Source organism: Nocardia sp. NPDC055002, assembly GCF_053608825.1.
The window spans coordinates 751,952-778,325 of the sequence record NZ_JBSGWE010000002.1; the positions used below are offsets into that span (position 1 = coordinate 751,952).

27 protein-coding genes are annotated in these 26,374 nt (G+C 68.8%); 16 read left to right on the forward strand and 11 right to left on the reverse strand.

The features are described from left to right. Window positions 1-17: 17 nt before the first annotated feature. From ACWF99_RS10690 to ACWF99_RS10700, 3 genes are all read right to left on the reverse strand, one after another. Complete coding sequence (locus tag ACWF99_RS10690) at window positions 18-1,166, reverse strand: alkaline phosphatase family protein (RefSeq protein WP_452535685.1); 1,149 nt, start codon at window positions 1,164-1,166, stop codon at window positions 18-20. After that, the gene (locus tag ACWF99_RS10695) at window positions 1,163-1,483 is read right to left on the reverse strand and encodes a nuclear transport factor 2 family protein (protein ID WP_301900910.1); all 321 of its coding nucleotides are present in this window, start codon (window positions 1,481-1,483) and stop codon (window positions 1,163-1,165) included. The genes ACWF99_RS10690 and ACWF99_RS10695 overlap by 4 nt, the downstream gene beginning before the upstream one ends. Before the next feature lie 96 nt (window positions 1,484-1,579). After that, window positions 1,580-2,203 (reverse strand): TetR/AcrR family transcriptional regulator, encoded by a 624-nt coding sequence (locus ACWF99_RS10700; protein WP_378627623.1) that lies wholly within the window; start codon window positions 2,201-2,203, stop codon window positions 1,580-1,582. 123 nt (window positions 2,204-2,326) lie between these two features. On the opposite strand from ACWF99_RS10700, the gene ACWF99_RS10705 reads away from it, so the two are divergent. Beyond that, window positions 2,327-3,394 carry an NAD-dependent epimerase/dehydratase family protein gene (locus ACWF99_RS10705; RefSeq protein WP_452535686.1) on the forward strand — a complete coding sequence of 356 codons (1,068 nt, stop codon included), beginning with the start codon at window positions 2,327-2,329 and terminating at the stop codon, window positions 3,392-3,394. 16 nt (window positions 3,395-3,410) lie between these two features. After that, on the forward strand, window positions 3,411-3,653 hold the full coding sequence (locus ACWF99_RS10710) for a hypothetical protein (RefSeq protein ID WP_452535687.1): 243 nt from the start codon (window positions 3,411-3,413) through the stop codon (window positions 3,651-3,653). Window positions 3,654-3,655: 2 nt separating this feature from the next. Here the strand turns inward: ACWF99_RS10710 and ACWF99_RS10715 are convergent, their stop codons facing one another. The 6 genes from ACWF99_RS10715 to ACWF99_RS10740 all read right to left on the reverse strand — a co-directional run bounded on the left by ACWF99_RS10715 (window position 3,656) and on the right by ACWF99_RS10740 (window position 9,008). Next, window positions 3,656-5,185 (reverse strand): polyamine aminopropyltransferase, encoded by a 1,530-nt coding sequence (locus tag ACWF99_RS10715; RefSeq protein ID WP_378654646.1) that lies wholly within the window; start codon window positions 5,183-5,185, stop codon window positions 3,656-3,658. Then, complete coding sequence (locus ACWF99_RS10720) at window positions 5,185-5,610, reverse strand: DUF350 domain-containing protein (RefSeq protein ID WP_378654643.1); 426 nt, start codon at window positions 5,608-5,610, stop codon at window positions 5,185-5,187. The genes ACWF99_RS10715 and ACWF99_RS10720 overlap by 1 nt, the downstream gene beginning before the upstream one ends. 42 nt (window positions 5,611-5,652) lie before the next feature. Continuing rightward, window positions 5,653-6,090: a DUF4247 domain-containing protein gene (locus ACWF99_RS10725; protein WP_452535688.1), complete on the reverse strand. Its 438-nt coding sequence runs from the start codon at window positions 6,088-6,090 to the stop codon at window positions 5,653-5,655. Window positions 6,091-6,269: 179 nt separating this feature from the next. Continuing rightward, on the reverse strand, window positions 6,270-6,851 hold the full coding sequence (locus tag ACWF99_RS10730) for a class I SAM-dependent methyltransferase (protein ID WP_378627633.1): 582 nt from the start codon (window positions 6,849-6,851) through the stop codon (window positions 6,270-6,272). 67 nt (window positions 6,852-6,918) lie between these two features. Then, the gene (locus ACWF99_RS10735) at window positions 6,919-7,530 is read right to left on the reverse strand and encodes an HAD family hydrolase (RefSeq protein ID WP_378627635.1); all 612 of its coding nucleotides are present in this window, start codon (window positions 7,528-7,530) and stop codon (window positions 6,919-6,921) included. Between the two features lie 323 nt (window positions 7,531-7,853). Next, window positions 7,854-9,008 (reverse strand): LLM class flavin-dependent oxidoreductase, encoded by a 1,155-nt coding sequence (locus ACWF99_RS10740; RefSeq protein WP_452535689.1) that lies wholly within the window; start codon window positions 9,006-9,008, stop codon window positions 7,854-7,856. Between the two features lie 179 nt (window positions 9,009-9,187). Here ACWF99_RS10740 and ACWF99_RS10745 point away from each other — a divergent pair, with 179 nt between their 5' ends. Next, entirely contained in the window at window positions 9,188-10,687 is a 1,500-nt protein-coding gene (locus ACWF99_RS10745; RefSeq protein WP_452535690.1) for a flavin-containing monooxygenase, read from the forward strand. A gap of 5 nt (window positions 10,688-10,692) precedes the next feature. On the opposite strand, the gene ACWF99_RS10750 is transcribed toward ACWF99_RS10745, so the two are convergent. After that, entirely contained in the window at window positions 10,693-11,202 is a 510-nt protein-coding gene (locus tag ACWF99_RS10750; protein WP_452535691.1) for a hypothetical protein, read from the reverse strand. Window positions 11,203-11,478: 276 nt separating this feature from the next. Here ACWF99_RS10750 and ACWF99_RS10755 point away from each other — a divergent pair, with 276 nt between their 5' ends. Genes ACWF99_RS10755 through ACWF99_RS10790 form a run of 8 tightly spaced genes read left to right on the forward strand, consistent with a single transcriptional unit; the run spans window position 11,479 to window position 21,269 of the window. Then, window positions 11,479-12,750, forward strand: a complete 1,272-nt coding sequence (locus tag ACWF99_RS10755; RefSeq protein WP_378627647.1) for a hypothetical protein — start codon at window positions 11,479-11,481, stop codon at window positions 12,748-12,750. After that, entirely contained in the window at window positions 12,747-13,712 is a 966-nt protein-coding gene (locus tag ACWF99_RS10760; protein ID WP_452535692.1) for a glutamate ABC transporter substrate-binding protein, read from the forward strand. The genes ACWF99_RS10755 and ACWF99_RS10760 overlap by 4 nt, the downstream gene beginning before the upstream one ends. Beyond that, window positions 13,709-14,881 (forward strand): hypothetical protein, encoded by a 1,173-nt coding sequence (locus tag ACWF99_RS10765; RefSeq protein ID WP_452535693.1) that lies wholly within the window; start codon window positions 13,709-13,711, stop codon window positions 14,879-14,881. Before ACWF99_RS10760 ends, ACWF99_RS10765 begins: the two co-directional genes overlap by 4 nt. Beyond that, the gene (locus tag ACWF99_RS10770) at window positions 14,878-17,313 is read left to right on the forward strand and encodes a tetratricopeptide repeat protein (protein ID WP_452535694.1); all 2,436 of its coding nucleotides are present in this window, start codon (window positions 14,878-14,880) and stop codon (window positions 17,311-17,313) included. Before ACWF99_RS10765 ends, ACWF99_RS10770 begins: the two co-directional genes overlap by 4 nt. Further along, the gene (locus ACWF99_RS10775) at window positions 17,310-18,320 is read left to right on the forward strand and encodes a PP2C family protein-serine/threonine phosphatase (RefSeq protein ID WP_452535695.1); all 1,011 of its coding nucleotides are present in this window, start codon (window positions 17,310-17,312) and stop codon (window positions 18,318-18,320) included. Before ACWF99_RS10770 ends, ACWF99_RS10775 begins: the two co-directional genes overlap by 4 nt. Next, entirely contained in the window at window positions 18,317-19,606 is a 1,290-nt protein-coding gene (locus ACWF99_RS10780) for a VWA domain-containing protein (RefSeq protein ID WP_378627661.1), read from the forward strand. The genes ACWF99_RS10775 and ACWF99_RS10780 overlap by 4 nt, the downstream gene beginning before the upstream one ends. A 1-nt stretch (window position 19,607) precedes the next feature. Continuing rightward, window positions 19,608-20,381: an FHA domain-containing protein gene (locus ACWF99_RS10785; RefSeq protein WP_452535696.1), complete on the forward strand. Its 774-nt coding sequence runs from the start codon at window positions 19,608-19,610 to the stop codon at window positions 20,379-20,381. A gap of 33 nt (window positions 20,382-20,414) precedes the next feature. Further along, on the forward strand, window positions 20,415-21,269 hold the full coding sequence (locus ACWF99_RS10790) for an SDR family oxidoreductase (RefSeq protein ID WP_452535697.1): 855 nt from the start codon (window positions 20,415-20,417) through the stop codon (window positions 21,267-21,269). Here the strand turns inward: ACWF99_RS10790 and ACWF99_RS10795 are convergent. After that, complete coding sequence (locus ACWF99_RS10795; RefSeq protein WP_452535698.1) at window positions 21,266-22,210, reverse strand: threonine/serine dehydratase; 945 nt, start codon at window positions 22,208-22,210, stop codon at window positions 21,266-21,268. The two genes, ACWF99_RS10790 and ACWF99_RS10795, sit on opposite strands and share 4 nt — an antisense overlap. Before the next feature lie 204 nt (window positions 22,211-22,414). On the opposite strand from ACWF99_RS10795, the gene ACWF99_RS10800 reads away from it, so the two are divergent. The 5 genes from ACWF99_RS10800 to thpD all read left to right on the forward strand — a co-directional run bounded on the left by ACWF99_RS10800 (window position 22,415) and on the right by thpD (window position 26,327). Continuing rightward, window positions 22,415-23,125, forward strand: a complete 711-nt coding sequence (locus tag ACWF99_RS10800; protein ID WP_357369059.1) for a response regulator transcription factor — start codon at window positions 22,415-22,417, stop codon at window positions 23,123-23,125. A gap of 71 nt (window positions 23,126-23,196) precedes the next feature. Next, window positions 23,197-23,748 carry a diaminobutyrate acetyltransferase gene (ectA, locus tag ACWF99_RS10805; RefSeq protein ID WP_378627670.1) on the forward strand — a complete coding sequence of 184 codons (552 nt, stop codon included), beginning with the start codon at window positions 23,197-23,199 and terminating at the stop codon, window positions 23,746-23,748. Then, the gene (gene ectB, locus ACWF99_RS10810) at window positions 23,748-25,016 is read left to right on the forward strand and encodes a diaminobutyrate--2-oxoglutarate transaminase (RefSeq protein ID WP_449966211.1); all 1,269 of its coding nucleotides are present in this window, start codon (window positions 23,748-23,750) and stop codon (window positions 25,014-25,016) included. Before ectA ends, ectB begins: the two co-directional genes overlap by 1 nt. Then, window positions 25,013-25,417 carry an ectoine synthase gene (locus ACWF99_RS10815; RefSeq protein WP_378627675.1) on the forward strand — a complete coding sequence of 135 codons (405 nt, stop codon included), beginning with the start codon at window positions 25,013-25,015 and terminating at the stop codon, window positions 25,415-25,417. The genes ectB and ACWF99_RS10815 overlap by 4 nt, the downstream gene beginning before the upstream one ends. After that, window positions 25,401-26,327 carry an ectoine hydroxylase gene (gene thpD / locus ACWF99_RS10820; RefSeq protein ID WP_378627678.1) on the forward strand — a complete coding sequence of 309 codons (927 nt, stop codon included), beginning with the start codon at window positions 25,401-25,403 and terminating at the stop codon, window positions 26,325-26,327. Before ACWF99_RS10815 ends, thpD begins: the two co-directional genes overlap by 17 nt. Window positions 26,328-26,374 lie beyond the last annotated feature (47 nt).

Consider the following 26,374-nt stretch of genomic DNA (forward strand, 5'->3'; position numbering starts at 1 on the left):
AGCTTATGCGGTGGTGCTCAGGCGCGGTGGATTCGCAGGGGAACCCGCAGCTCGGCGGCGGTGAGCGAGCCGTGGTGGCCGAGCATCATCGATTGCAGTGGTTCTGCACCCGACCGCACGACACCGCCGTCGCCGCTCGCGATCACGACGAGATCGCCGATGCGCGCGGCGGCGTCGCGGGTGACGACCGGGCCGAACCAACCTGCCTCGATCGCCTCGTCTCGGGTGCGCACCAGGAATCCGCTCCCGAGAACGCCGCGCCAGGTGCCGGCGACCGCGGCGGGGTCGTCGGTGTAGACGTGGCGGGCGCGTGGTTCACCGCCGAGTGCCGCGACATTGTCCGACAGGTGCGGGTGGGTGTCGAAGTCGACGCGCTCGCGCAGTTCGATCATGCCGTGATCGGCGGTGACGATCAGCGCCGAGCGAGCGGGCAGGCGCGCGGCGATCTCGGCGGCGATCCGGTCGACATTGGCGAGTTCGAACCGCCATGCCCGGCTGGCGGGCCCGCGGGCGTGGCCGGTGGTGTCGAGTTCCGAATGATAGGTGTAGACCAGGGTTTTCGGTGCCGAGGTAAGGGCGTTGAGAACTCCGTCGACGAGATCGCCGACCGAGTAGGCCGTGCGGAATTTGCCGCCGCGCCAGCCGGCCAAGGTGAGGCCGGAACCGTCCTGGTAGCTCGGTGCGACCTGCACGGCGGCGATGCCCGCCTCGGTGGCGCGCTCGAAGACGGTGCGATGCGGCTGGATCCGGTCCGGTGGGAGCGTGGCGCGTGCGTCGACCTTCGGTCCGTCGCCCATGAGTTGCCATCTGAGCGAATTGAACAGGCGTTCCTCGCCGGGCAGGCGCATGCAGTAGCCGACGATGCCGTGCTCGCCGGCGGGCAGGCCGGTGCCGAGGGTGGTCAGGCTCGTCGCGGTGGTGCTCGGGAACCCGGCGTCGATGCTCGTCTCGGGCAGGCTCGTCAGGAACGGAGCCGCTGCGGATTCGGCCGCCAGGGCTTGTGCGCCGAGCCCGTCGACGAGCAGTACGCAGACCCGGTCGACATCGAGATCGAGGCCGAGCCGGTCGGTCTCGCCGGGGACGCCGAGGCAGCTGAGTACCGACGGGAGGAGATCGGAGAGTGCGGCTGTGCCGTAACGCGGGGTCAGCAGAAGATCGTCGCTCACGCCTGTCCTGTTTCGAATCGGCTGATCAGCCCGTCGCGCAGGACGAACTGCCAGGTGGTACGCATCGAACCCCACCGGCTGTTGGTGTAGTCGGCGGTGAGGGCGAGGCCGTCGTCGGAGTCGACCGTGTCCACGACCAGATGTCCGTTGCTGCTGAAGATCTCGGCCTCGGTCCACTGGGCGAGATTGCGTTCGACACCGTCATCGGACATCGTCGCGTCCTCGGTGAGCACACCGTAGAACTGGTCGGTGTCCTGCGCGTTGAGCGCGTCGACAAACGCTTCGACCACGGGATCGAGTTTCGCGGTGCCGGACATCGGGCCTCCTGCTCGAAACGGGTACGCGAGGACAAAGACGGTCGTACCCACTCTAGGTGAGTGCACGCACCGGGACGCCGGAATATCGGCGGCGCGTCAGTCGGTGGCCGGGCCCGGCGCGATCAGCGCGGTGAAGGTGCGCATGATCGTGTCGACGAGTTCGGGCGCGTGCGTGCCCATCTGTTCACTGCGCTTTTCGAGATGTCCGTCGAGCCACAGCGATGCCAGCCCGTGTCCCAGTCCCCACCAGGCGACGGCGAGGGTTTCGGCGCGATCGGCGGGCAGCGCCCCGACGGCGACACAGTCGGCGACCGTCCGGACCAGCACGTCGAAGGCGGCGTCGCCGGCGGCGTGGGCGTCGGGGTGTTTTTCCGGCTGGGACAGTTCGGGCCGGAACATGAGCCGGAACTGGGCCGGGTGTTCGCGGGAGAACCGCACGTAGGCCTCGCCGAGTTCGGTGAGGGCCGCCAGCGGGTCGGTGGTCGTGGCCCTGGCGGCGGTCAGATAGGCCGCCAATTGCTGGAAGCCGTCGATCGAGAGGGCGGAGAGCAGCGCGGCGCGGTCGGCGAAATGGTGATAGGGCGCGCCGCTGCTGACTCCGGCCTCCCTGGCGACCCGGCGCAGACTCACCGCGGCCAGGCCCTCGCTCTCGATCAGGCGCAGGCAGGCATCCATCAGCGTGGCGCGCAGATCGCCGTGGTGGTAACTGGTGCGCTTCACCCTCCGAGCGTATGCGAGACCGCCGCCGGAATTGGCACTGGACAGCAAATCTATGCAGTGTTTAGATTAATTGAGCATCGCTTAGATGTGTGCTCCACCGAATCGACGGAATGGATGATCACCATGACCACCCGGGTACTCGTCACCGGCGCGACAGGTTTCGTCGCCGGCCACTGCATCGCCGAACTCCTCGACCACGGCTACGCCGTCCGCGCCACCGTGCGCGACCTCGCCGCGCACGCCACCCGCGCCCACCTGACCGAACTCGCCCGCCGCACCGGGGGTGAGCTGGAATTCGTCGCCGCCTCCCTCGACGACGACGCGGGCTGGGCCGCGGCGGTCACCGGCTGCGACACCGTGCTGCACGTCGCCTCGCCGTTCCCCGCGACACCGCCCGAGAACGAGCAGGACCTGATCGAGCCCGCGGTGCAGGGCACCCTGCGAGTGCTGCGCGCCGCAGCGGCCGCCGGTGTCCGCCGCGTCGTGCTGACCTCCTCGGTCGCCGCCGTCGCCTACGGCCACGACACCGACGAAGTGCGCACCGAGGACGACTGGTCGGTGGTCGAGCGCATTCCCGCGTATCAGAAGAGCAAGACCCTCGCCGAGCGCGCGGCCTGGGACTTCGTCGAATCCCTGCCCGCCGCATCGGATCTGGAACTGGTGGTGGTCAATCCCGGCATGATCCTGGGCCCGCTGCTCGAGGCCAGGACCAGTACCTCCCACGAGCCGGTCCGCAGACTGCTGGCCCGCGACGTCCCCGGTTCGGTGAAAACCGGCTGGACCCCCGTCGACGTGCGCGACCTCGCCGTGGCGCACCGGCTGGCGATGGAAGTCCCCGAGGCCGCGGGCAATCGATACATCTGCGCGGCCGATCCGCTCTGGATGGGGGAGCTGGCCGGCCTGCTGGCCCGCGACTACGCCGCCGAGGGCTTCCGTGTCCCCACCCGGGTCCTGCCGAACTGGGTGATCCGCCTGGTCGCCGTCTTCGACAAAGGTGTGCGCCTGACCGTGCCGGTCCTGGGCCGCACCGAACACGTCAGCGCCGACAAGGCCCGCCGCGAACTGGGCTGGACCATGCGCCCGATCGAGGACACCGTGCGCGACACCGCCGACAGTCTGATCGCGTTCGGCATCGTCACCGCCCCCGGACGGCCCGCGAAGTCGTCGCGTGCTGCTGTCGGAACTCGTTGAGCGGGAAGGCAAGACGATGTTGATCACCGCACTCGTCCTCGCTCTGCTCGGCGTCGTCCGCCGGAAGCTGCGCGGCCGCGCGGACAACGAGACCACGGGGCGTCCAGCCCTCGGAACCAGGCTCGGGCGGGCAGGTGTCGCAGTGCGGGGCGGCGCGACCCGGTTGGTGCGAGAACCGGCCCCGGCGTTGTCGGCGGCGGTCGCCCTCCTCGGGCTAGTCGTCGTCGGTACGCACCTGGCTTGTTCGGGGCAGGTCTGAGCTCAACGCCATTCTTGGCGTTGCAGATCCAGGATCACCGGCCGCATCAACGTCGAGACCTCGGGGTCGACCGCTCGGCGGTCCGGTGGGAAGACGGTGGCCGCGGTGAGGGTGGTCTCGTCCAGGGAACGCAGGGGGCCGGGGCTGCGCAGGGACGGAGCCGGCGCCGCGCCGGCCGAGGCCAGTACGAAGCCCCAGTCGCCGAAGCTCGGGACGTCCACGTGATACGGGGTGGTGTGCAGGCCCGCGGAGCGCACGGTGGCGTCGATGGTCCAGAAGGAGCGCGGGGCGAAGAAGGGCGAGCCCGATTGGACGACCATGCGGGCGCCGGGGGCCAGCACGTTGGCGGTCATCGCGTAGAACTCCTGCGAGTACAGCTTGGCCACCGAGGTCTGGTCGGGGTCGGGCAGGTCGACGATCACCGCGTCGAAAAGCCCTGGGGCACTGCGTAACCAGGTGAAGGCATCGGCGTTGACCACGGTAACGCGTCGGTCGTCGAACGCGCGGCGGTTGAGATCGGTGAGCCGGTCGTCGGTGCGGGCCAGCTCGATCATCGCCGGATCGAGTTCGACCAGGGTCACCTCGGCGATGTCGCGATAGCGCAGGATCTCACGCAGCGCGAGGCCGTCGCCGCCGCCCAGCACCAGCACCGAACGGTGCGGGCCCGCCAGCACCGGATGCACCAGCGCCTCGTGATAGCGGTATTCGTCGACCGAGGAGAACTGGAGTCCGCCGTTGAGATAGAGGCGGGTGTCGGTGGTGGCGAACGGGGAGAACGATTCGGTGAGCACGATCTGCTGATAGGGCGTGCGCGTCTGCCACACGATCGGGTGGGCGAACAGCGCCTGCTGCGCGGTCGCCTCGAAACGGTCCGCGTAGAGGTAACTTCCGGTCAGTCCGCAAGCCACCACGACGGTCGCGGCGATCAGGGTGTGGCGGGCGCCGCGCGTCATCGTGTCGCGAAAGAAGAAGAACGCCAACGCGAGTCCGGCGATCGCGTTCACGACCCCGACCACCAGGCTGCCGCGGATCTGCCCGAACACCGGCAGCAGCAGGAACGGAAACGCCAGGCCACCCAGCAGCGCACCCACGTAGTCGGCCGCGAACAGGTCGGCGACCGCGCTGCCGGCCTCCTGCTCGCGGATGTCCTGGAGCAACTCCATCAGCAACGGAATCTCCGCACCGACGAGCATCCCGATCACAGCCGACGCCAGCACCAGCGTGCCGGTATAGATATTGAGCCACGCGTAACTGGCGTACAGGGCAGCCACCGACAGGCCGCCGACGACGGCCAATGCCAGTTCCACGGCCACGAAAGCCGCGGCGGCACGCGACCGGAGCGGTTTCGCCAGCAGCGCGCCGACACCCATCGAACAGACCATCACGCTCAACGTGATCGACGCCTGCGCGGCGGTGTCACCGATCAGATAACTGCCCAGGGTGACCAGCGACAGCTCGTACACCAAACCGCATGCCGCGCAGACGAACACGGTCGCCAGCAGCGCCGCCCTGGCCAGGCGGTGCCGGGGCATCAGGTCAGGCCCGCGGCCACCACCAGCGCGACCGCGACATGCGCCGACGCCGTGACCCACACCGCCGGATGCGGTTCGGCGTCGGCGACGACGGCCCGGAAGTCACCGGGGGTGAGCGCGTCGAGCAGCACGAACGCCACCGTCATCGCGGCCAGCCCGATCACGCCGTAGATCGCGCTGGACAGCAGCGCCTCGGCGATCTTGCCTTCCGAGGTCCAGATGGCCACGGCCACGATGATCCCGACCCCGAACAGGTTCGAGGCGAGCAGGATCGCGGCATTGCGGTTGCGTTCGATCCAGATCTGGGCGCGCAGGTCGCCCGGGGTGAGCAGGTCGACGACGCCGAAACCGACGGCCATCAACACGATTCCCACCGCGGAATAGGCGAGCGCGGCGCCCGCGTCCGCCGCCAGGTCGGCGAGCATGAGTGTCCTCCTGTGCTGTGCGGGCGAGATGCCCCGAATGAACTACTTGCCGCCGTTGTCGCTGCCGCCGCCGCGGTAGTCGCCCGCCGCGGAGCCGCTGGTCCAGCCGTAACCGCTGGTGTGGGCGTGATGGCGGCGCGTGCCGTTGGCATAGCTGTCGACGAGGATCAGGGAGCCGCCGGCATGCGGTGACACCGCGACGAGATCGTGGTCGAAGCGCAGATAGTGGTTGTCGCCGGTATTGCGCCGGCCGCGTGGGTCGGTGGCTTTCGCGATCGTGGCGGCCACCGCGGCCGGTGCGGCGGTGGCGAGGAAGGCCAGGCCGTTGTTCGCCTGATCGAGTTGTTGCGCTCGCCGGTACTTCTCCGCGACGAATTCACGTGGATCCTCGTGGCGGGTGACCACCACGACGACGACCACCGCCACGACGACCGCGACCACCGCCACCAGGCTCGCGATGATCCACCTGGTGCGATTCATCGGGCCGACCCCCCGAACCCGGTGCGCCACCCAACTGTCCGTGTTGCCTTGATGACTGACCCTCCCCATCGAAAAATCCTGCCGGACTGTATCACCGGGTGGGCGGACCTCCCGCATCGATTCGGACAATACGGACCGACGGAGGGGGTCAGGTCCGCCAGCGGTGTCGCGGTGACAGCTCAGCGTGGGCGCTGCCAGCGCAGCGTGTAGCGCCACATCAGGCGGCGGTGGATCTCGGCACCGGGCAGGTGTTCGGCGGCGGCGGAACGGATTTCGGCGAGGGTTTCGCGTGGATCGGCCAGCGCGACATCGGGGCCGCCGCGCGACCGGCGCCGCCACCGATCCAGGCCCCAGATCGCGGGCAGGAGGGGGAGATAGTGGAAGTCGCTGACCGGGTGCATCTTCCAGAGGCCGACCACCGCGAGGGTGCCGCCGGGGGCGACGAGATGGCGCAGGGCGGTGACGCCCTCCCGTACCGGGACATGGTGCAAGGTGGCGACGGCGGTGACCACGTCGAAGGTTTGGTCGAGGTCGCGGAAGTCGGCGTGTTCGAGGTGGACGTTGGGGGCGGCGGGTGCGTTGGCGATGACCCGGTCGTCGATGTCGACGCCGAGCACCGCGTCACAGCGGGTCGCTAATTTGCGGGCGAGTAACCCGTCACCGCAGCCGATGTCCAATGCCGTGCGGGCAGTGTCGGGCACCTGATCGAGTACCCAGGGGTGGTAGTGCGTGTTGTGGTTCCAGTAGGGGTCGGTCGGCATGACCGGTGAACGCGCCGGGCCGCGGATGGGTTCCGGAACTGGTGTGCGTCACAAGCTGTTTCGAGGACTATCGCCCGGAGGCGTGATCGGACAGCCATTCGCCGAACCGGGTGAGATCGTCCAGGACCACGTCGGCGCCCGCGGTCCACAATCCGTCGGCGTCGTAGGGTCCGGTCGTGACGCCGACGGCCACCACGCCCGCCGCCTTGGCGCCGCGCATATCGCCCGCGTGGTCGCCGACGAAGATGTGGGCCGACTCCTCGCGCAACACATCGGCCTTTCCGGTCGCCCACAGGTCACCGGCGAGGCGATCGACCTGCCAGCCGAGATGATCGACGTGCAGGCGCGCGTGCGGCTCGAATTTCCCGGTGACGACCAGCGTCCGACCGCCGCCCGCCCGCACGGCGGCCAGGGCGTCGTCGGCGCCGGGGAGGGCGCCGATGTGGCCGATGACGTCCGGATACAGCTCGCGGTACCGGGTGACCAGGTGGGGGATCAGATCGTCGGGCGCGCCCGCGTCGCCGAGCAGCGTGGCCAGTGGCGGGCCGAGGTGCTCGGCGAAGTGTGAGCCGTCCATCGGGAGATCGAACTCGCGCGCGAGGGTGTCGATCGCCAGGGCGACGCCCGGACGTGAATCGATGAGAGTCATGTCCAGGTCGAAGCCGACGGTGAGAGTCACGCTGTCGAGCCTATCGCCGCGGGCCGCCGACCTTGTCGATCACTGCCCGACCCGCCCCGAACTGCACTGATTCACGTGGAACCCCGGCTGCACTCGATGCCGAAAACGGTTGGGGGAGTGCGGTGCAGCCAAGCACGGTGTGCGTCATGGCATTTGAGTCCTACCGCCTGGTAACCGGAAAATCCGCAGGTCACACCCTCATCGAAAGATGTTGGGCCAGCGCGCCACCCGGTGAACGGCAGCAAGGGCAAGGGTGCAGAGACTGCCATTCCAAGGGCTCGAACCTCGGGGCGCGACCCTGAACCGGGGTGCGCCCCGGGGCGTCAGCTACTGGCGGCCGCGGTGAACGGCGCGACGGTGGGCACCGACACCGGCCGCGAGGGATGAGTCCACACACCCTTGCGCTCCAGGATCGGCAGCACGCCCTCGCCGAACCAGTACGCCTCCTCCAGATGCGGATACCCGGACAGGATGAAGTGGTCGATCCCGATGGCGGCGTACTCGAGCAGTCGATCGGCCACCTCGGCGTGCGACCCGACCAGCGCCGTGCCCGCGCCCCCGCGCACCAGGCCGACGCCCGCCCACAGATTCGGGGCGATCTCGAGCCCGTCGGTGCGCCCGTTGTGCAGACGCGCCATCCGGCGCTGCCCCTCGGAGTCGCTCTTGGCCAGGTTCGCCTGCACCCGTTCGATCTCACCGGGGGAGATGCCGTCGAGGAGCCGGTCGGCCTCGGTCCACGCCTCGGCGGCGGTATCGCGGCTGATCACGTGGATGCGCAGGCCGAAGTCGACGCTGCGGCCCTCGATCGCGGCCAGCCCGCGAATCCAGTCCAGCTTCTTCGCGACCGCGTCCACCGGTTCGCCCCAGGTGAGGTAGGTGTCGGCGTAGCGGGCGGCGATCGGCCCGGCAGGCCCTGACGAACCGCCGAAGAACACCGGCGGAATCGGATCGGGGCGGGCGCTGAGGATCGCGTCCTTGACCCGCAGATGTTCGCCGGTGAAGCTGAACGGCTCGGTCGACGACCACAGCTCGCGCACGATGTGCAAGAACTCGCCGGTGCGCGCGTAGCGCTCGGTCTTGTCCAGGAAGTCGCCGTAGGCCTCCTGCTCGCGCTGCTCGCCACCGGTGACGACATTGAGCAGCAGACGCCCGGCGGAATGCCGCTGGAACGTCGCCGCCATCTGGGCGGCCAGGGTGGGGCTGGTCAGGCCGGGACGCAGCGCGACCAGGAACTTCAGCGTCTCGCTGGTCTGCACGAGCATGGCGGTGGTCAGCCACGCGTCCTCGCACCAGGCGCCGGTCGGGGTCAGTACACCTTCGAAGCCGTTGTCCTCGGCCGCGGCGGTGAGCTGGTTGAGATAGCGCAGCGTCGCGGGGCGATCACCGGACATGAAGCTGCCGTGTCCGCCCGCCATCAGGCCGCGTGAGTCGCCGTAGGTGGGCAGGAACCAGTGAAACGACAGTCGGTGATCGGTCATCCCTCGATGCTGACCGGTGCGCCCGCCCTCGTCACGGATTCCGATCACCGTGCGCGCAACCCCCGACACGCCGCGGCGCAGCCACACCGAACTAGACGTAACTATGCGAAACACGTAACCTCTTGGAAAGCTCGGGCGACGGTGCTCGGGCCGGCGACCCTACGAAACGAGTTTCCTCAATGACGCGGCATGTCGACGTACTGATCATCGGCGCTGGCCTCTCCGGAATCGGTACGGCCTGTCACCTGACTCGCGAGCAGACCGGACGCAGCTACGCGATCCTCGAGCGCCGCGAGAACATCGGTGGTACCTGGGACCTGTTCAAGTACCCCGGCATCCGCTCGGATTCGGACATGCTCACCTTCGGCTTCGGTTTCCGGCCCTGGATCGGCACCAAGGTGCTCGCCGACGGCGCCAGCATCCGGCAGTACGTCGAGGACACCGCCAAGGAATACGGCGTCACCGACCACATCAGTTTCGGCCGCAAGGTCGTCACCGCCGATTTCGATCGTGGCACTGCGCTGTGGACCGTGCAGGCCGTGATCGAGGCGACCGGCGAGACCGAGACCTGGACCGCGAACTTCGTCGTCGGCGCGAGCGGCTACTACGACTACGACAAGGGCTACCAGCCCGAGTTCCCCGGTCAGGACGACTTCAAGGGTCAGATCGTGCATCCCCAGCACTGGCCCGAGGATCTGGATTACGCGGGTAAGAAGGTCGTCGTCATCGGTTCCGGTGCCACCGCGATCACGCTGATCCCGTCGATGGCCGACACCGCCGCGCACGTCACCATGCTGCAGCGTTCGCCCACCTGGATCCAGGCACTGCCCTCGGACGACCCGGTCGCGATCGGATTCAAGAAGTCGCGCGTGCCCGACGCCATCGCTTACAAGATCGGTCGCGCCCGCAACATCGCTCTGCAGCGCGCCAGCTTCCAGCTCTCGCGCACCAACCCCGAGCTGGCCAAGAAGCTGATGCTGGCTCAGGTGCGCCTGCAGCTCGGCAAGAAGGTGGACCTGCGCCACTTCACCCCCAGCTACAACCCGTGGGATCAGCGCCTGTGCGTGGTGCCCAACGGCGACCTGTTCAAGGTGCTCAAGAGCGGCAAGGCCGACATCGTCACCGACCGCATCGCGAAGTTCACCGAGAAGGGCATCCTGACCGAGTCGGGCCAGGAGCTCGAGGCCGACATCATCGTCACCGCCACCGGCCTGAACGTGCAGATGCTCGGCGGCATCACGCTCACCATCGACGGCGCCCCGGTGAAGTTCAACGAGACGGTCGCCTACAAGAGCGTCCTGTACTCCGACATCCCGAACTTCCTGATGATCATCGGCTACACCAACGCCTCCTGGACCCTGAAGGCCGACCTCGCCGCCGCGTACCTGTGCCGCGTGCTCAACATCATGCGCGACCGCGGCTACACCACCTTCGAGGTGCACGCCAACCCCGACGACATCGCCGACGAGTCGCTCATGGGTGGCGCTCTCACCTCGGGCTACATCCAGCGCGGCAACGACGCCATGCCCCGCCAGGGCGCGCGCGGTGCCTGGAAACTGGTCAACAACTACTACCGGGACCGCACCCTGATGCACAAGGCCCCGATCGAGGACGGTGTGCTGCGGTTCAGCAAGACCGGCACCACCGTGCAGCCGGGCGAGGAGCGCATCGGCGCCTAGGTGCGCTACTGACGATGGCGCTCGTCCTTCTCGGCTTGGCGCCGTGCCCCCGCGGCGATACTGGAGGCCTCGAACTTCTTTCGACCGGAGGACTCGCGGGTGGCATCGGTGCGCGCTTTCCCCGCGGAGCGCACCTTGCCGTCACCGGTGCCGATCTCGCTGAACGATGGCGCGTCCTTGCGGGCGCGGGCTAGCCTCTCGGCTTTCAACTTGCGGGCATTGCGCTTCGAGGCCGTGGCCAACTGGCGGCTCACCCTGCTGAGCGCACTTTCGAAGACTTCCGCTTTGCCCGCGTTGTGGGTGTTCGCCGACTTTCCGGCGCCGCGCGCGCCTTTGGCTTCCACCTTGGCCGCGCCGGCGCGGCGATACAACTTGACGAATTTGTTGCGTGCCCGCCGCACACGGGTGTGCAGCCGGATCAGCGCCTCTTCGTCGAGGTCGGCCATCTGCGCTTTCTTTGTGCCGCGAATCAGGACGTACTCGTCTTCGGACAAGGAGTTCAGCAATTTCGACATGTCAACTCCGATCTACCCGAGGGTCACCGTAGGAAAAGAGTCTAGTCCTACCCGTTAGCGGTCACTGTCGACGATTTTTTGCAACGAATTCGGGGGATGTCGCGGTCAGGAATCGGCCGCATCGGATTCTTGCGTGTCCACACCGTGGCCGTTGGGTCGCGAGGTGGCCCTTCTCGCTGTCTCGTTTCGGCCGATTTCCTTCACCCGGGCGAACTTTCAGCGGCTCCCGTACTATCGCGGTCGAAGACACCGCCCGGGGAGATGAAGGAGGACGGTGTGGGATCTCGCCTACCGGCGACCATCCGTGACGCGGGGACGTGGCTGCGGCGATTCGCCGCGACGACACCAGGTGCGATCGGGGTGGTCCTCGTCGTGACCACGGTGGCCTGTCTGGTTGCCGGATCGACGGCGGGCCGACAGCTCGATGCCAAGATCGTGCGCACCGAACAGGTGCTGGAGCGGACCGAGCCGCTGGCCTTCGCCGCGCAGAGTCTGTATGTGTCGCTCTCGGCCGCCGACGCGGGCGCCGCGACGGCGTTCCTGTCCGGCGGCATCGAATCACCGCAGGTACGAGACACCTACGAGCAGGCGCTCGCCGAGGCCGCCGCCGCGCTGGCTGAGGCGACCGCCGGCGCCACCGACGCGCAGACCAGGGCGATCGTCGCCCGCATCGCCGCCGACCTGCCGACTTACACGGGCTTGGTGGAGACCGCGCGCGCCAACAACCGTCAGGGCTTCCCGGTGGGGTCGGCATACCTGCGTCAGGCCTCGGACCTGATGCAGACATCACTTCTGCCCAATGCCGAACAACTCAGCAAGGCACGCTTCGCCGCGGTGCGCGAGGATCAGCAGCGCATCGGCGCGTTGCCGTGGACGAGCATCGTGCTCCTGTTGCTGGTCCTCGTGGTGTGCCTGGCCGGGTCGATCGTGTTGCTGCGCCGGACGAACCGCCTGGTCAATACCGGCATGGCGATGGCGGCGCTGGCCGCCCTGGTGGCGCTGCTGTGGACCGCGGGCGCCACCCTGACCGCCGCGCAATTGCTCGAGGACGGCAGTTCCGGCGCCGGAGCGCGCGTGGAGAACCTGGCAGGGGCCCGCATCCTGGCCCAGCAGGCTCGCACCGACGAAACCCTGGCCCTGATCACCCGTGGCGACATCACCGCCACGGAGAAGGCCTTCCAAACCCACAGCGGCGACCTGCGTGGGCGTCTCACCGCGGCCGGTGGCGGCGACTCCGATGCCGAACGCGCGCTGACGAATTGGAACGCGGGGCACAATGCCCAGCGCACCGCCTACGAGAAGGCCGACTATCCCGGCGCGGTGACCCAGGCGATCGGCACCGGCCCCGACAGCTCGGCCACCAGCTTCGCCCGCCTCGACCAGGAACTGCGCGACGACCTCGCCCAGGCCCGCGACGACCTGCGCGACGGTGTCGCCGCCGCCGGAACATCGTTGACCCTCAGCCCCTTCGGCACCCTGCTCCTGCTGCTGGCCGCGGCCGGCGCGGTGATCTCCGGACTCTGGCCACGACTCAAGGAGTTCTTGTGAGGCGTCCACTGCTGGTCGTGCTCGCCGCGGCCGTCACGCTGGTCGCGGGCTGTGCCGGCGCCCCCGAACCGTCGACCATCGCCGCCACCGCCGTCGCCCCGCCGTTGCCCGGCGCCGAAGCGATCACCTCGGCACCGACGGCCGAGGGCACCGGAACCTGCGATACCGAAGCGACATTGGCACCGACCACCCAGCCGCGACCGGGTGCGATGCCCGCGGGGTCGGCGATGGCCGCCATCATCGCCAACGGCAGGCTGCGGGTCGGCGTCGATCAGAACACCTACATGTTCGGGTTCCGCAACCCGTCGACCGGCAAGCTCGAGGGTTTCGACATCGACCTGGCCAGGGAGATCGCGCGCGATCTGTTCGGTGACCCGGACAAGATCGAACTGCGCTCGGTCACCGCGGCCGACCGGATCCCGCTGTTGCAGGAGAAGAAGGTCGACATGATCGTGCGCACCTTCTCGGCGACCTGCGAACGCCGCCGTGAGGTCGACTTCTCGAGCGTGTACTACCGTGCGGCGCAGCGCATCGCGGCCCCGCACGGCGCGGGCATCATCAACGGCGCCGGGCTCGCGGGCAAGCGGGTCTGCGTCGCGAAGGGCACCACCGCCGCCGCGCCGTTGTTCACACTGCCGACCCCACCCACCGTGCTCGGCGTGACCAATTGGACCGACTGCCTGGTGGCGCTGCAGCAGGGCACCGTCGACGCGATCAGCGGGGACGAGCCGATCCTGGCGGGGCTGGTCGCCCAGGACCACAACCTCGAGGTCGTCGGCGACCCGATCGGCGCGGGCGCCTACGCGGTGGGGGTGCCGCGCGGCAGCGACGAGCTGGTGCGATTCGTCAACGGCGTGCTCGACCGCGCCCGTACCGACGGCACCTGGCAGCGGATCTACGCCCAGCACCTGTCGACTCTGGGCCCCTCGCAAGGCCCGCCGGTGCCCCGGTACGTCGGATGAGCTGGCCGATGCTCGGCGTGCTCGAGATCGATCGTGAACTGGCGGGGCGCACAGCGGAATTGGCGACGGTGACCACGACCCTGCTGGAACTGGACCGCCACCCCGGCCTGGCCCTGGTCCGCCGCTATCCGCCGACAGGGGAGACCGCGCGTCGGTGGGCGCCGGTGGAGAAGGCATTGGGCGAACTCTGGGAGGACCTGGGGCGGGTGCGCGCCATCCTCGGCGAGGCGCAGACGGTGCGTGCCGGTCGCGGCAGGGTCGACGACCGGTCGCGGGGGCGGCTCACCGAACTGCTGCGCGGTCGCCCGCACGAGGTGGCGAGGATCCCGATCCCCTTGGCGCAGCGCGGTCTGACCGGTCCCAGTGAGACCGTCGTGACAGTCGGCATCGCCGATTGCCTGGACCGGATGCGCGCCGCGTTCGCCTTCGTCGCCCCGTTCGCCGACGAGGTCGCGGCCGTCGATGAACAGGTGCTCGGTGCACTCGCCCCGCTGCAACAGCGCGTCGAGCAAGCTCGTGGCGCGCTGGACGCGGCCACCGAACCACTGTCGACGCTCTTGCGTCGCGCGGGCACCGATCCGCTCGGTTTCGGGCCGGGCGAGATCGACACCGCCCTCGCGTCGCTCACGGCGCTGATCGACACCGAATCCGCCCGCCACAGCGGCTATCTCGCCGCTGCCGCCGATCTGCCCGGCGCTGTCGCCGCCCTGCGCGCACAGCTGGCCGATCTCGGCGAACGGCAAGATCGCGCCGACGACACTGTCGCCCAGGCTCAGCACAAGGTCGCGACCGGCGAGCTACCCGACGGCGGCGAACCGGCCACGAGACTGCGCACCGAACTCGACACTCTCGGCGGTACACCCGATCGGCCGACAGTGGAACATCTGCTCGCGCTGCGCGTGCGGGCAGGCGACGCTGCCGAAAAGGCCACACGGCGTGAGGAATTGGCGCGTGGTCTGCTCGATCGGCGCGCCGAACTGCGCGGCAGACTCACCGCTTACCGCGCCAAGGCCTCGCGGCTCGGGGTGAGCGAGGACCGGGATGTGCTCGCCGCCGACCGGATCGCGGCCGGTCTGCTCACCCGCACACCGTGCGATCTGGCCGCGGTCACCCGGGCCGTCGCGGACTATCGTTCGATCATCGGGGAGAAAGCGGGGCGGACAGCATGAGGTGTAGTGAACCGGGGTGCGACGGCACGATCGAGGACGGCTACTGCGCACTGTGCGGTACCGCGCCCGTCGCGAGCGCGCCACCGGTACCGCAGGCAGGCCACGCGGGCAACGGCCGATCGGGACGCACGACAGCGCAGCCGCGCAGTGCGAAACCGCAGCCGCCACCGATAGCCGTGCCGGTTCCCGGCGCCTGTGGCGAACCCGAGTGCGACGGCACGATCGCCGACGGCTACTGCGACACCTGCGGTACCGCGCCGGCCACGGTGACGGGGCCGATGCACAGCCCGTCCGCGTCGACGGTCAGCGCGAGCGGGCGCACCTCGAGTCGCTCGGTCCGAACCCGGTCGGGCTCGGCGCGTTCGGCCGCGCGCGGCAGGCTCGGCGCCGGGCTCGTCGAAGTGCCGCCGGTCCCCCGCGTGGACCCGGCCACGGCAGTGCTCACCGACCCCCAGGTGCCCGAATCCGACCGCTTCTGCGGCAAGTGTGACAAGCCTGTCGGTCGCGGCCAGGCCGGTGTTCCCGGCCGTACCTCCGGGTTCTGCCCGCACTGTGGCACCCGCTACTCGTTCGTGCCCCGGCTGCGGGCAGGCGATCTCGTCGGCGGCCAGTACGAAGTGGCGGGGGCGCTGGCCCACGGTGGTCTCGGCTGGATCTATCTGGCCACCGACCGCGCCGTCAACAAACGCTGGGTGGTCCTCAAAGGCCTCATCGACACCGGCGACGCCGACGCCCTGGCCGCCGCCCTGGCCGAACGGCGTTTCCTCGCCGAGGTCGACCACCCCAACATCGTCAAGATCCACAACTTCACCGAACACGCCGACGCCGACGGCGAACCCGTCGGCTACATCGTCATGGCCTATGTCGGCGGTACCTCGCTCAAGCAGATTTTGCGCGCCCACCGCGCCGAAACCCAGCGCTACCTGCCGCCCGCGCAGGCGATCGCCTACGTGCTGGAAATGCTGCCCGCGCTCGGTTATCTGCACGCTCGCGGCTGGGCCTACTGCGATTTCAAACCCGACAACGTGATGCAGACCGAGGAACGCCTCGAACTGATCGACCTCGGTGCGGTCATCGCGATGGACGACCGCACCAGCCCCATCTACGGCACCCTCGGCTACCAGGCGCCCGAGATCGCCGAAACCGGGCCGACCGTGGCCACCGAGATCTACACCGCGGGCCGCACACTGGCTGTGCTGATGATGCGAGTGCCCTCCGTCGACGGCAAGCTCGGCCCGATCCCCGGTCCCGAGAGCGAACCGCTACTGGCCGAGCACGATTCGCTGTACCGATTCCTGCGGCGGTCCACCGACCCCGACCCACTGGCGCGTTTCGCTTCGACGAGCGAAATGGCCGACCAGCTCACCGGTGTGCTGCGGGAGGTGCTGGCGACCGGCGACGGCATTCCACGTCCCGGCATGTCGAGCCAGTTCGGTCCCGCCCGTGCCGTCTTCGGCATCGACAGCGTCACACCCGAACCGGGCGCCCTCATCGCCGGCCTGCCCGCCCCGCTGGTCGACCCCGGCGACAGTGGTGCCGCCCTGCTGGCGACCACCGATGCCGCGACCCCGGCCGAACTCGAGCGGGCACTCACCGCCGGATTGCGCGCGGTGGTGACCGGATCGGGCGAGTCGGTCGAGATCCCGCTGCGACTGGTGCGCGCCGAGCTCGAAGCGGGTGACGCGGCTGCGGCGCTGACCCGCCTGGCCGCCTTGGACGCCGAGCTCGAATTCGACTGGCGGCCCGTCTGGTATCGAGCCCAGGCCGCCCTGCTCACCGGCGACTATGCCGATGCGGCCGCGGATTTCGAGTCGGTCTACGCGGCACTGCCCGGTGAACCCGCTCCCAAACTCGCGCTGGCGGCCGCACTGGAGCTCGGTGCCGCCGCCCGCGGCGAGCAGCCCGACACCGCAACCTTCGAGCTCGGCCGCGCGCTGGCGCTCTACGAAATGGTCTGGCGCACCGACCACACCTACCTGTCCGCCGCCTTCGGCGCCGCGCGACTGCGCCGCGCCGGCGGTGACCGCACGGGCGCGGTGGCGGTCCTCGATCAGGTCGACCGCACCTCCTCGATGTTCACCGAGGCTCGGGTCTCCGCCGTCGAAACGCTGCTGACGCACCGGGATCCGGCCGACCTCGACGAAGATCTGCTCCGCCGGACCGGCGAGCGGGTCGACCACTTGCGCCTCGACTCGCGCAAACGCACCGCACAGGTGCGGATGTTCGTCCTCGAGGCGGCACTGAACTGGATCCGGTCGGGACAGCTGCCGAGTACACCAGGCAAGCTGTTGGACGTGGAATTCACCGAGCAGGGCGTGCGGACGGGATTGGAACGATGCTTGCGGACACTGGCGCGCGAGGCCGACGACATGTGGACCCGATTCGTCCTGGTGGACCAGGCGAACTCGGTGCGCCCCAGGACCACCCTGTGACGGCGCCGGGCTGTGCCGACTGCGCGGGCTCGGCGCGGGCGGGATACCGCTTCTGCGAAGGCTGCGGTCGCGAACTCGGCGTGCGCAAAGTCGCACTGCCCGTGCATGATCCGGTCGCGGTGCCGCAGTGCTCGACTTGCGGTGAACGCCGCTACGAGGGCGGCTACTGCGTCAAGTGCGGCAGCCCCAAGCCGGTCCCCGACCGTTTCGAGGAAGACCTCGGCGCGGTGTATGTCCTCACCGACCGCGGAATCAGCCACTCCCGCAACGAAGACGCGGTCGCGGCCGCGGTACGCGAGGGCGACGGCATCCGGGTGATCGTGGTCAGCGACGGCGTCTCCACTTCCCAGGATCCGCAAGCGGCCTCCGGCAATGCCGCCCGCACCGGTGTCGATGCCGCTCTGGCCGCCCTGGCCGAGGGCAGGGCCGACTCCGATGCCGCGATGGCGGGCCTGGCGGCGGCGACCGCCGCGGTGCGCGGCATGTCACGCACCCCCGAGTACGCGCCGTCGTGCACCTACGTGTCCGCGATCGTGCGCGAGACGAGCCTGGGCACCGACATCACCGTCGCCAATGTCGGTGACAGCAGGGCATTCTGGCTGGCGGCGGGCGATCCGACCGCGTCGCGCCGGCTCAGCGTCGACGATTCCTGGGCCCAGGCTCTCGTCGACGCGGGCGCCCTCGACGAGACCGCGGCGATGAACGACCCGCGCGCCCACACCCTGCTGCGCTGGCTCGGCGCCGACGGTGGCGAAGCGCCGTGGTCGGCGAACTGCCTGCAACGCATGCTCGCCACCGAACCCGGCACGCTGCTGCTGTGCAGCGACGGCCTGTGGAACTACCTGCCCGAGGCGGTCGCGCTCGCCGGCTTCACCGTCGAGACCTCGCCGCAGGCCGCCGCTCGCGCGCTCGCCGACTTCGCCCTCAACAGCGGGGGCAGTGACAACATCACGGTCGCCCTGGCTCCGGTGCCCGTTGCCGTATCGCCCGAACCAGGAGTGTCATGAGTTCCCCTGAGACAGCCGGTATCTCGATCGCCGTCGACCAGAACGAATTCCTCGCCGAAGGCGCGAGCGTGGTGGACGCGGTGCTGACGGTGACCACCGGCCCCGAACTCGCCGCCGTCGCGACACCGCCGCCGCGGCTCGAGATCCTGATCATCGACTGCTCCGGGTCGATGGGCAACAAGCGCAAATTCGAGAACGCGCGCAACGCCACCCGCACCGCGCTCGACGAGATCCCCGACGGCACCGCGTTCGCCATCATCGAGGGCACCGAGTCGGCGCGGATGATCTACCCGAGCGACAACACCCTGTCCGCCCCCGCCGACCGCGCACACCGCGCCTCGGCCCGGCGGGCCCTGGATCGGTTGCGGCCCGACGGCGGCACCGCGATGGGTTCGTGGCTGGCGCTGGCCCGCGAGGTCGCCGCCGCGCACCCCGGCGCGCAGGCGCACGCGATTCTGCTCACCGACGGCAAGAACGAACACGAGACTCCGCAGGAGCTCGCGACCGAACTCGACCGTGCCGAAGGGCTTTTCGTCTGCGACTGCCGTGGTGTCGGCGACGACTGGGTCGCCGAGGAGCTGCGCAAGATCGCCTCGAAACTGTCCGGTGACGCGAACATCGTCGCCGATCCGAAGGATCTGGCCCGTGATTTCGCCGCGATGATGCGATCCTCGGCCGCGCGCGTGATCCCGGAACTGACGCTGAAGGTGTGGACTCCGGCTGGTGCGCGGGTGCGGATGGTCAAACAGGTCTCGCCGGTGCTCGAGGATCTGACCGGGCGCCGGACCGACGTGGGCGCGCAGGTGGGGGACTACCCACTGTCGTCGTGGGCCGCCGAGGAACGCGAATATCACGTGCAGATCGAACTGGAACCGGCCGCGCCGGGCCGGGAGAAGCTGGCCGCGCGGCTGAGTGTGCTGGCCGGTGACGAGGTTCTGGGCCAGGGCCTGGTGCGCGCGGTCTGGACCACCGATTCGACCCTGTCGACCCGCATCAGTACCCGCGTGGCCCACTACACCGGCCAGGTCGAACTGGCCCAGGCCGTTCAGGAAGGTCTGGCGGCGCGCCGCAACGGCGATGTCACCACCGCGACCGCGAAGCTGCGGCGCGCGGTGGAACTGGCCGCCGCCTCCGGCCACGAGTCCACCGCCAAACTGCTGCGCGGTGTCGTCGAGGTCGAGCACGACGGCACCGTGAAGCTGCGCGGCCAGGTCGCCGCGGCCGACGAACTCGCCCTCGACATCCGCTCCACCAAGACCGCCCGGGTGCGGCCGGAGGGCGGCTGACATGCCGATGTGCGCGGACGGACACCAGTCGCGGTCGACGGACTACTGCGATGTGTGCGGATCGGCTCTGGGCGCGGCGCCCGCGCCCGACCCGGCGGCTCTGCGCCTGTGCCCGAACTGCCACGCGCCGACCAGCGGACGCTTCTGTGAAGGATGCGGCCACGACAGCGCCCTGCCGCCGCCGGCCGTGAGGTCGCCGCGTCCCGGTGACCTGCCGGACTCGGCCGACCGCTCCCGGGCCGACTTCGGCGATCCCTCGGCCGGGGGGCGGCTCGAATCGTCACGTGCGGGTGCGCATTCCGATCATCGGAGCGGGTTCGACCCCACCATGATCGCTACCGGCGCGCCGCCCGAGTCCGGCCGATCCAGGGTGTGGGTCGCGCGGATCTTCGCCGACCGCGAGTTCTACACGCGCGTCCAAGCCCGCAACGGACCCGATGCCGAACGTGTCGAATTCCCGGATTTCTACCCCGAACGTCGAATCATCTTGCGTGGCAGCCAGTTCCTGATCGGAAAACGATCGGCCTCGCAAGGGATCGTGCCCGAGATCGACCTCGGCATCGCCCCGGCGGATATCGGCGTCTCCCGCGCCCATGCGATGATCCAGGTCGATCAGAGCGGCGCGCTCACCATCACCGACCTCGGTTCCACCAACGGAACCAGCTTGGACGGCGCCGAATCACCGATCACACCGCAGCAGGCGGTCGCACTGCGCGAAGGCAGCCGGATCCATGTCGGCGGCTGGACCACCATCGCGATCACCGCGGAACCGTAGACGCATCTGTTCACCAAACGTAGGGTCGGGACCATGACGAAGTTCGACGGGAAGACCTGCCTGATCACCGGTGCCGCCAGCGGCCTCGGCCGCGCCACGGCGTTCGCGGCCGCCGCGAAGGGGGCCTCGCTCGTCCTCACCGACATCACGGCCGACGCGCTCACCACCACCGCCGAGGAACTGCGCGCGGCCGGGGCGACGGTGCATCTCGCGCACGCGGCCGACGTCAGCGACCATTCCGCGGTCGTCGGTCTCGCCGCCCATACCTTCGAGGCCGTGAGCCATGTCGACATCGTCATGAACGTCGCGGGCATCGCCACCTGGGGCACCGTCGACAAGCTCACGCCCCAGCAGTGGCGCCGCACCGTCGACATCAACCTGATGGGCCCCATTCACATCATCGAGGAGTTCGTGCGCCCGATGATCACCGCCGGTCGCGGCGGTCACCTGGTGAACGTGTCCTCGGCGGCGGGCATCTTCGGTCTACCGTGGCACGCGCCCTACAGCGCCACCAAGTTCGGCCTGCGCGGTGTCTCGGAGGTGCTGCGGTTCGACCTGCGCCGCCACAAGATCGGCGTCAGCCTGGTCTGCCCCGGCGCGATGGCCACCCCGATGGTCGACAGCGTCGACATCGCGGGCGTCGACCGCGACAACGCGGCGCTGAACAAGGCGATCAGGCTGTTCATGCGCCACGCCGTCACCCCGGAGCAGGCGGCCTCGTCGGTGATCAAGGGTGTCGAGCGCAACCGCTACTGGGTCTACACCTCCCGCGACATCCAGTTGGCCCACTGGGGTCAGCGGTACTTCCCTTACGGCTACACCTTGGCCATGCGCGGCCTGAACTCCGCGATGACCAACTACGTCGACAAGAACGCCCTGGTCCGCTAGACGAGGTCGCTGGGGTCGGTATTGGCCCCACACAGGATCACGCACACCCGTTCGCCGGGTTCGGGCCGATAGGCAGGGCCCGAACCGGTGTCGAGCAGCGCCGCCATCGCGGTGGCCGCGCCGTTCTCCACGACGATGCGATGGGAATCCCACAGCTGCTGCCTGGCCGCGCGGATCGCCTCGTCGGCCACCAACACCGACCGCACACTCGGATGCTGGGCGGCGGCCAGGGCCATCGCCGACACATTCGGGGCGCCGAGGGAATCCGCGGCGATCGAGTCGACGGTGACATCCACCGGGTGACCGGCTTCGAGCGCGGCATTCAGCGATCGACAGCCCTGTGGTTCGACGGCCACCGTGCGAATCCCGAAATGCTGTGCGGCGACCGCTGTTCCGGTGAACAACCCGCCACCACCGACAGCGACGAGCACCGTATCCAGGTCAGGGATTCGCGCGTGGATCTCGCGCATCAGCGTGCCCGCACCCGCCGCGACGAGCGGATGGTCGTAGGCGTGGGCGGCCAGCGCGCCGCTGGTCTCGGCGAACTCCCGGCACGCAGCCAGCGCCTGCTTGTACTCCGGACCGATCAGTCGAACCTCGGCGCCGTAGTCACGAAGTCGACCAATTTTGACCGGGGGAGCGGTCTCGGGCAGAAACACCGTCGCGGGCACCCCTGCCTCGCGCGCCGCCCACGCACACGCCAGCCCGGCATTGCCACCTGAGGCGATCGTCACACCCGCGTCCGGCAACGTTCCCGCGGCGGCATGCGCACGGACGAAGTTCTGCGCCCCACGCGCCTTGAAAGTGCCGGTGAACTGCAAGAACTCCAGCGCGAACCACAGCGGGTCGGGCCCTGGTCCGGCAGGTGCGACGGTGAGTGGGCGAACCAGCCCGTCGATCCGCGCCGCGGCGGCTTCGATGTCAGCAAAAGTCGGGGTCACGCCCACGACTATGCCATCGGATCGGCACCGCTGAACCGCCGATTGACCGGGCGAATTGTTACGACGGGTTTACGCCGGGGCGAGTCTGGGTACATAACAGATCGGTAACAAGCTCGAAGGCGGGTAGTCGTGTCGGTCTGGGGACGCGAAACCCCCCAGTGCACCGGCGCACGCCCGGCGTGTCAGCAAAGGATGTGCACACACATGAGCGCGAACCTGATGATCGTGGACGACGATGTCCAGATGCGCGGCGACCTGCGTCGCGCGATGGAAGACGAAGGGTATGCCGTAGCCGAGGCAGGCGTCCCTTCCGACGCCCTCGATCGGCTGCGGAACGACGGGCCACCCGATCTGATGATCGTCGATCTGATGCGCGGCGAAGCCGACGGCTTCGACTGCATCCGGGAGATCCGTCGTGACCACGACGTGCCGATCATCGTGATCAGCACCCGGTACGACACCCACGACGTGGTCGCGGCCCTGGAGGCGGGGGCCGACGACTTCGTGAGCAAGCCGTTCGAAATCAAGGAGATCACCGCCAGGATGCGCGCGCTCCGCCGCCGCGCCCGCATCACCGCCGATCGCGACACGACCCCCGAGGCCGTGCTCGACGCCGATCCGCACGCGCCACTGGTGCTGGCGGCCGACGCGGGCGCGGTGCGCCGCGGCGCCGAGGAGATCCACCTCACGGTCACCGAATTCCGGTTGCTGTGTGAACTGGCGGAGACCCCCGGTCGCGTGCTGAGTCGATCCGTACTGCTCGAAAGAGTGTGGGATCAGGGCTTTTTCGGTGACGAGCGCATCGTCGACGTCCACGTGCGGCGCCTGCGTACCAAGATCGAACGCGACCCGTCCGACCCGCGCATCGTGGTTACCGTGCGCGGTCTCGGGTATCGCCTCGACGTGCAGTCGTAGTAAACGATTCGTCATACAACCGCAAAGAGCTCGACACAAAGACCGCAAAGTCGGCTGGGCACGTTAGATATATGACAACGTCCACCATGTCCATCGAGCCGGCCGCCAGCGCGGCGGCCCCTGGTTCGGAACCGAGATTGCGTCATCCACGGCTGGGCGACGGTGCCCAGCTGTGGCGAATCGCCCGCGATTCGCAGGTACTCGACGTCAATTCCAGCTACGCGTACCTGCTGTGGTGTCGCGATTTCGCCGCAACCTCGCTGGTTGCCGAAAGTGACGGTCAGCCCGTCGGATTCGTCATCGGATATGTGCGTCCGGAAGCTCCGGACACGCTGTTCGTCTGGCAGATCGCCGTCGACGCGCAAGCTCGTGGCCGTGGCCTGGCCGCCGCCATGCTGCACGCGCTGCTCGATTCGGTTGCCGGCGCGGGCATCACCACCTTGGAAACCACGATCTCACCCGGAAACACCGCCTCGCATGCGCTGTTCTCCGCGGTGGCCCGGGAACGCGGTGCCGATTTGCGCACCGAGGACCTGTTCGAAGAAAACGATTTCCCCGATTCACACGAGGCAGAGCTGCTGTATGTGATTTCACCGGCTCAGCGCCAGGAGGAACGACGATGATCACGACCACCGACACCAGCATTTTCGAGGCCATGGAATCGAACGTGCGCGGATACTGCCGTGACTGGCCGGCCATCTTCAGCACCGCCGAAGGCGCCTGGTTGCGCGACGAGCAGGGCCGCGAATACCTCGACTTCTTCGCAGGCGCCGGCGCGTTGAACTACGGACACAACAACCCGATTCTGAAAAAGGCGCTGCTGGAATACATCGGCAGCAACGGCATCACCCACGGCCTGGACATGTCGACCGTGGCCAAGCGTGAACTGCTCGAGACCATCCGCGACAATCTGCTCTCGCCGCGTGGCCTCGACTACAAGGTCCAGTTCCCTGGCCCGACCGGCGCGAACGCCGTCGAAGCCGCGCTCAAGCTGGCCCGCAAGGTCACCGGCCGCAAGACCATCCTGAGCTTCACCAACGCCTTCCACGGCATGACCCTCGGTGCGCTGTCGGTGACCGGCAACGCCGCCAAGCGGGCCGGTGCCGGGGTGCCGCTCGAGCACTCCACCCCGATGCCCTACGACGGCTACTTCGACAACACCATCGAGGACTTCGGCTGGATGCAGCGCGTCCTCGACGACAGCTCCTCGGGCTTCGATCGCCCCGCCGCGGTGATCGTGGAGACCGTGCAGGGTGAGGGCGGCGTCAACCTGGCCCGCGCCGAATGGCTGCGTCACCTGGCCGGACTGTGCGCCGCGCGCGACATCCTGCTCATCGTCGACGACGTGCAGATGGGCTGCGGGCGCACCGGGCCGTTCTTCTCCTTCGAGATCGCCGGCATCACCCCCGACATCGTGACGCTGTCCAAGTCGATCGGCGGCTACGGTCTGCCGATGGCGCTGGTGCTGCTCAAGCCCGAGCACGACCAGTGGGCGCCCGGTGAGCACAACGGCACCTTCCGTGGCAACAACCCCGCCTTCGTCACCGCGACCGCCGCTCTGCGCGAGTACTGGTCCGATGACAAACTCGCCCAGCGCACCGCCGAGAACGGCGCCTACGTGGGCCGCACGCTCGACGCGGTCGCGCAGCGGCATGCCGGAGTGTCCACTCGTGGACGCGGCATGGTGCACGGCATCGTCTTCGACGACCCGTCGCAGGCGGGCAAGGTGTGCCGCACCGCGTTCGAACAGGGTCTGCTGGTGGAGACCTCGGGGTCGATGGACGAGGTCGTGAAACTGCTGCCGCCGTTGACGCTGGGCAGCGACGAACTCGATCAGGGCCTGTCGGTGCTGGTCTCCTCGATCGACACCGTTTGTGGCGGTGCCGCATGATCGTGCGCACCACCGAAGAGATCACCGGCACCGAACGCGATGTGGCAGGGCCGGGCTGGCGCAGCAAGCGCATCGTGCTCGGCGGCGACAAGGTCGGTTTCTCCTTCCACGAGACTACAATCGAGGCAGGCACCGTCCACCGGTTCCACTACCAGAATCACGTCGAAGCGGTGTGGCTGGTCGAGGGCGAGGGCAGCCTGCTCGATCTCGACAACCAGACAACGTACGAGCTGGGCCCGGGCTCGATGTACCTGCTCGACGGCCACGAACGTCACCAGGTCACCGCCCGCACCCAGCTGCGCATGTTGTGTGTTTTCAATCCGCCGGTCACCGGCCGCGAGGTACACGATGAGAACGGGGTGTATCCGCTGATTATCGAGGAGGATGGCGCCAGTGTCTGATCAGCTCGACCGCTACCCGACCCGGTTGTCCGAGCCGGCCCCGCATATCGAACGCACCGATCCCACGGTGTGGGGCCAGGTCACCTCGCCGGAGCTGATCGGGTTCGACGCGAACGGTTTCGCGACGATCCCCGACCTGCTCACCCCCGACGAGGTGGCCGCCTTCGGCGCCGAGGTCGGCCACCTCGCGGCCGACCCCGTGCTCTACGGCGACGAACGGGTGATCGTGGAACCCGTTGCGGGGCAAGTCCGTTCGGTGTTCCAGGTGCATCAGCTCAGCAAACCGATCGCGGAGCTGGTCGCCGAGTCGCGGATCGCCGGGCTCGCCGAGCAGATCCTCGGTTCGCCGGTGTACCTGCATCAGACCCGGGTGAACTACATGCCCGGTTTCGGTGGTAGCGGTTTCGGCTGGCATTCCGATTTCGAGACCTGGCACGCCGAGGACGGCATGCCCACCCCTCGTGCGGTGAGTCTGTCGATCGCGTTGACCGACAACTACCCGTTCAACGGCAGCCTGATGCTGATGCCCGGTTCACACCGCACCTTCGTGCCGTGCCTGGGCGAAACGCCGAGCGGTCACTATCGGGAGTCGTTGCGCGAGCAGCGAATCGGGGTCCCGACGACGGACGACGTCACGTTCCTGGCCGCCCGCTACGGCATCACCCAGTTCACCGGGCGGGCCGGTTCGGCGCTGTTGTTCGACTCCAACATGATGCACGGTTCGTCGAACAACATCACCCCGTTCCCGCGCTCGAACATCTTCCTGGTGTTCAACAGCGTGGAAAACGCCCTGGTGGAGCCTTTCGCGGCTCCCCAGCGCCGCCCGCAACACATCGCCGCCCGCGATTTCACGCCTTTGCGTGAGGTCTCGGCCGAAGCCGGTGCGGTGCTGGCGGACCAGGCGCCCTAGACAGGTCGGCCACGAAGCCGCCGCCCGCGGATCACCGCGGGTGGCGG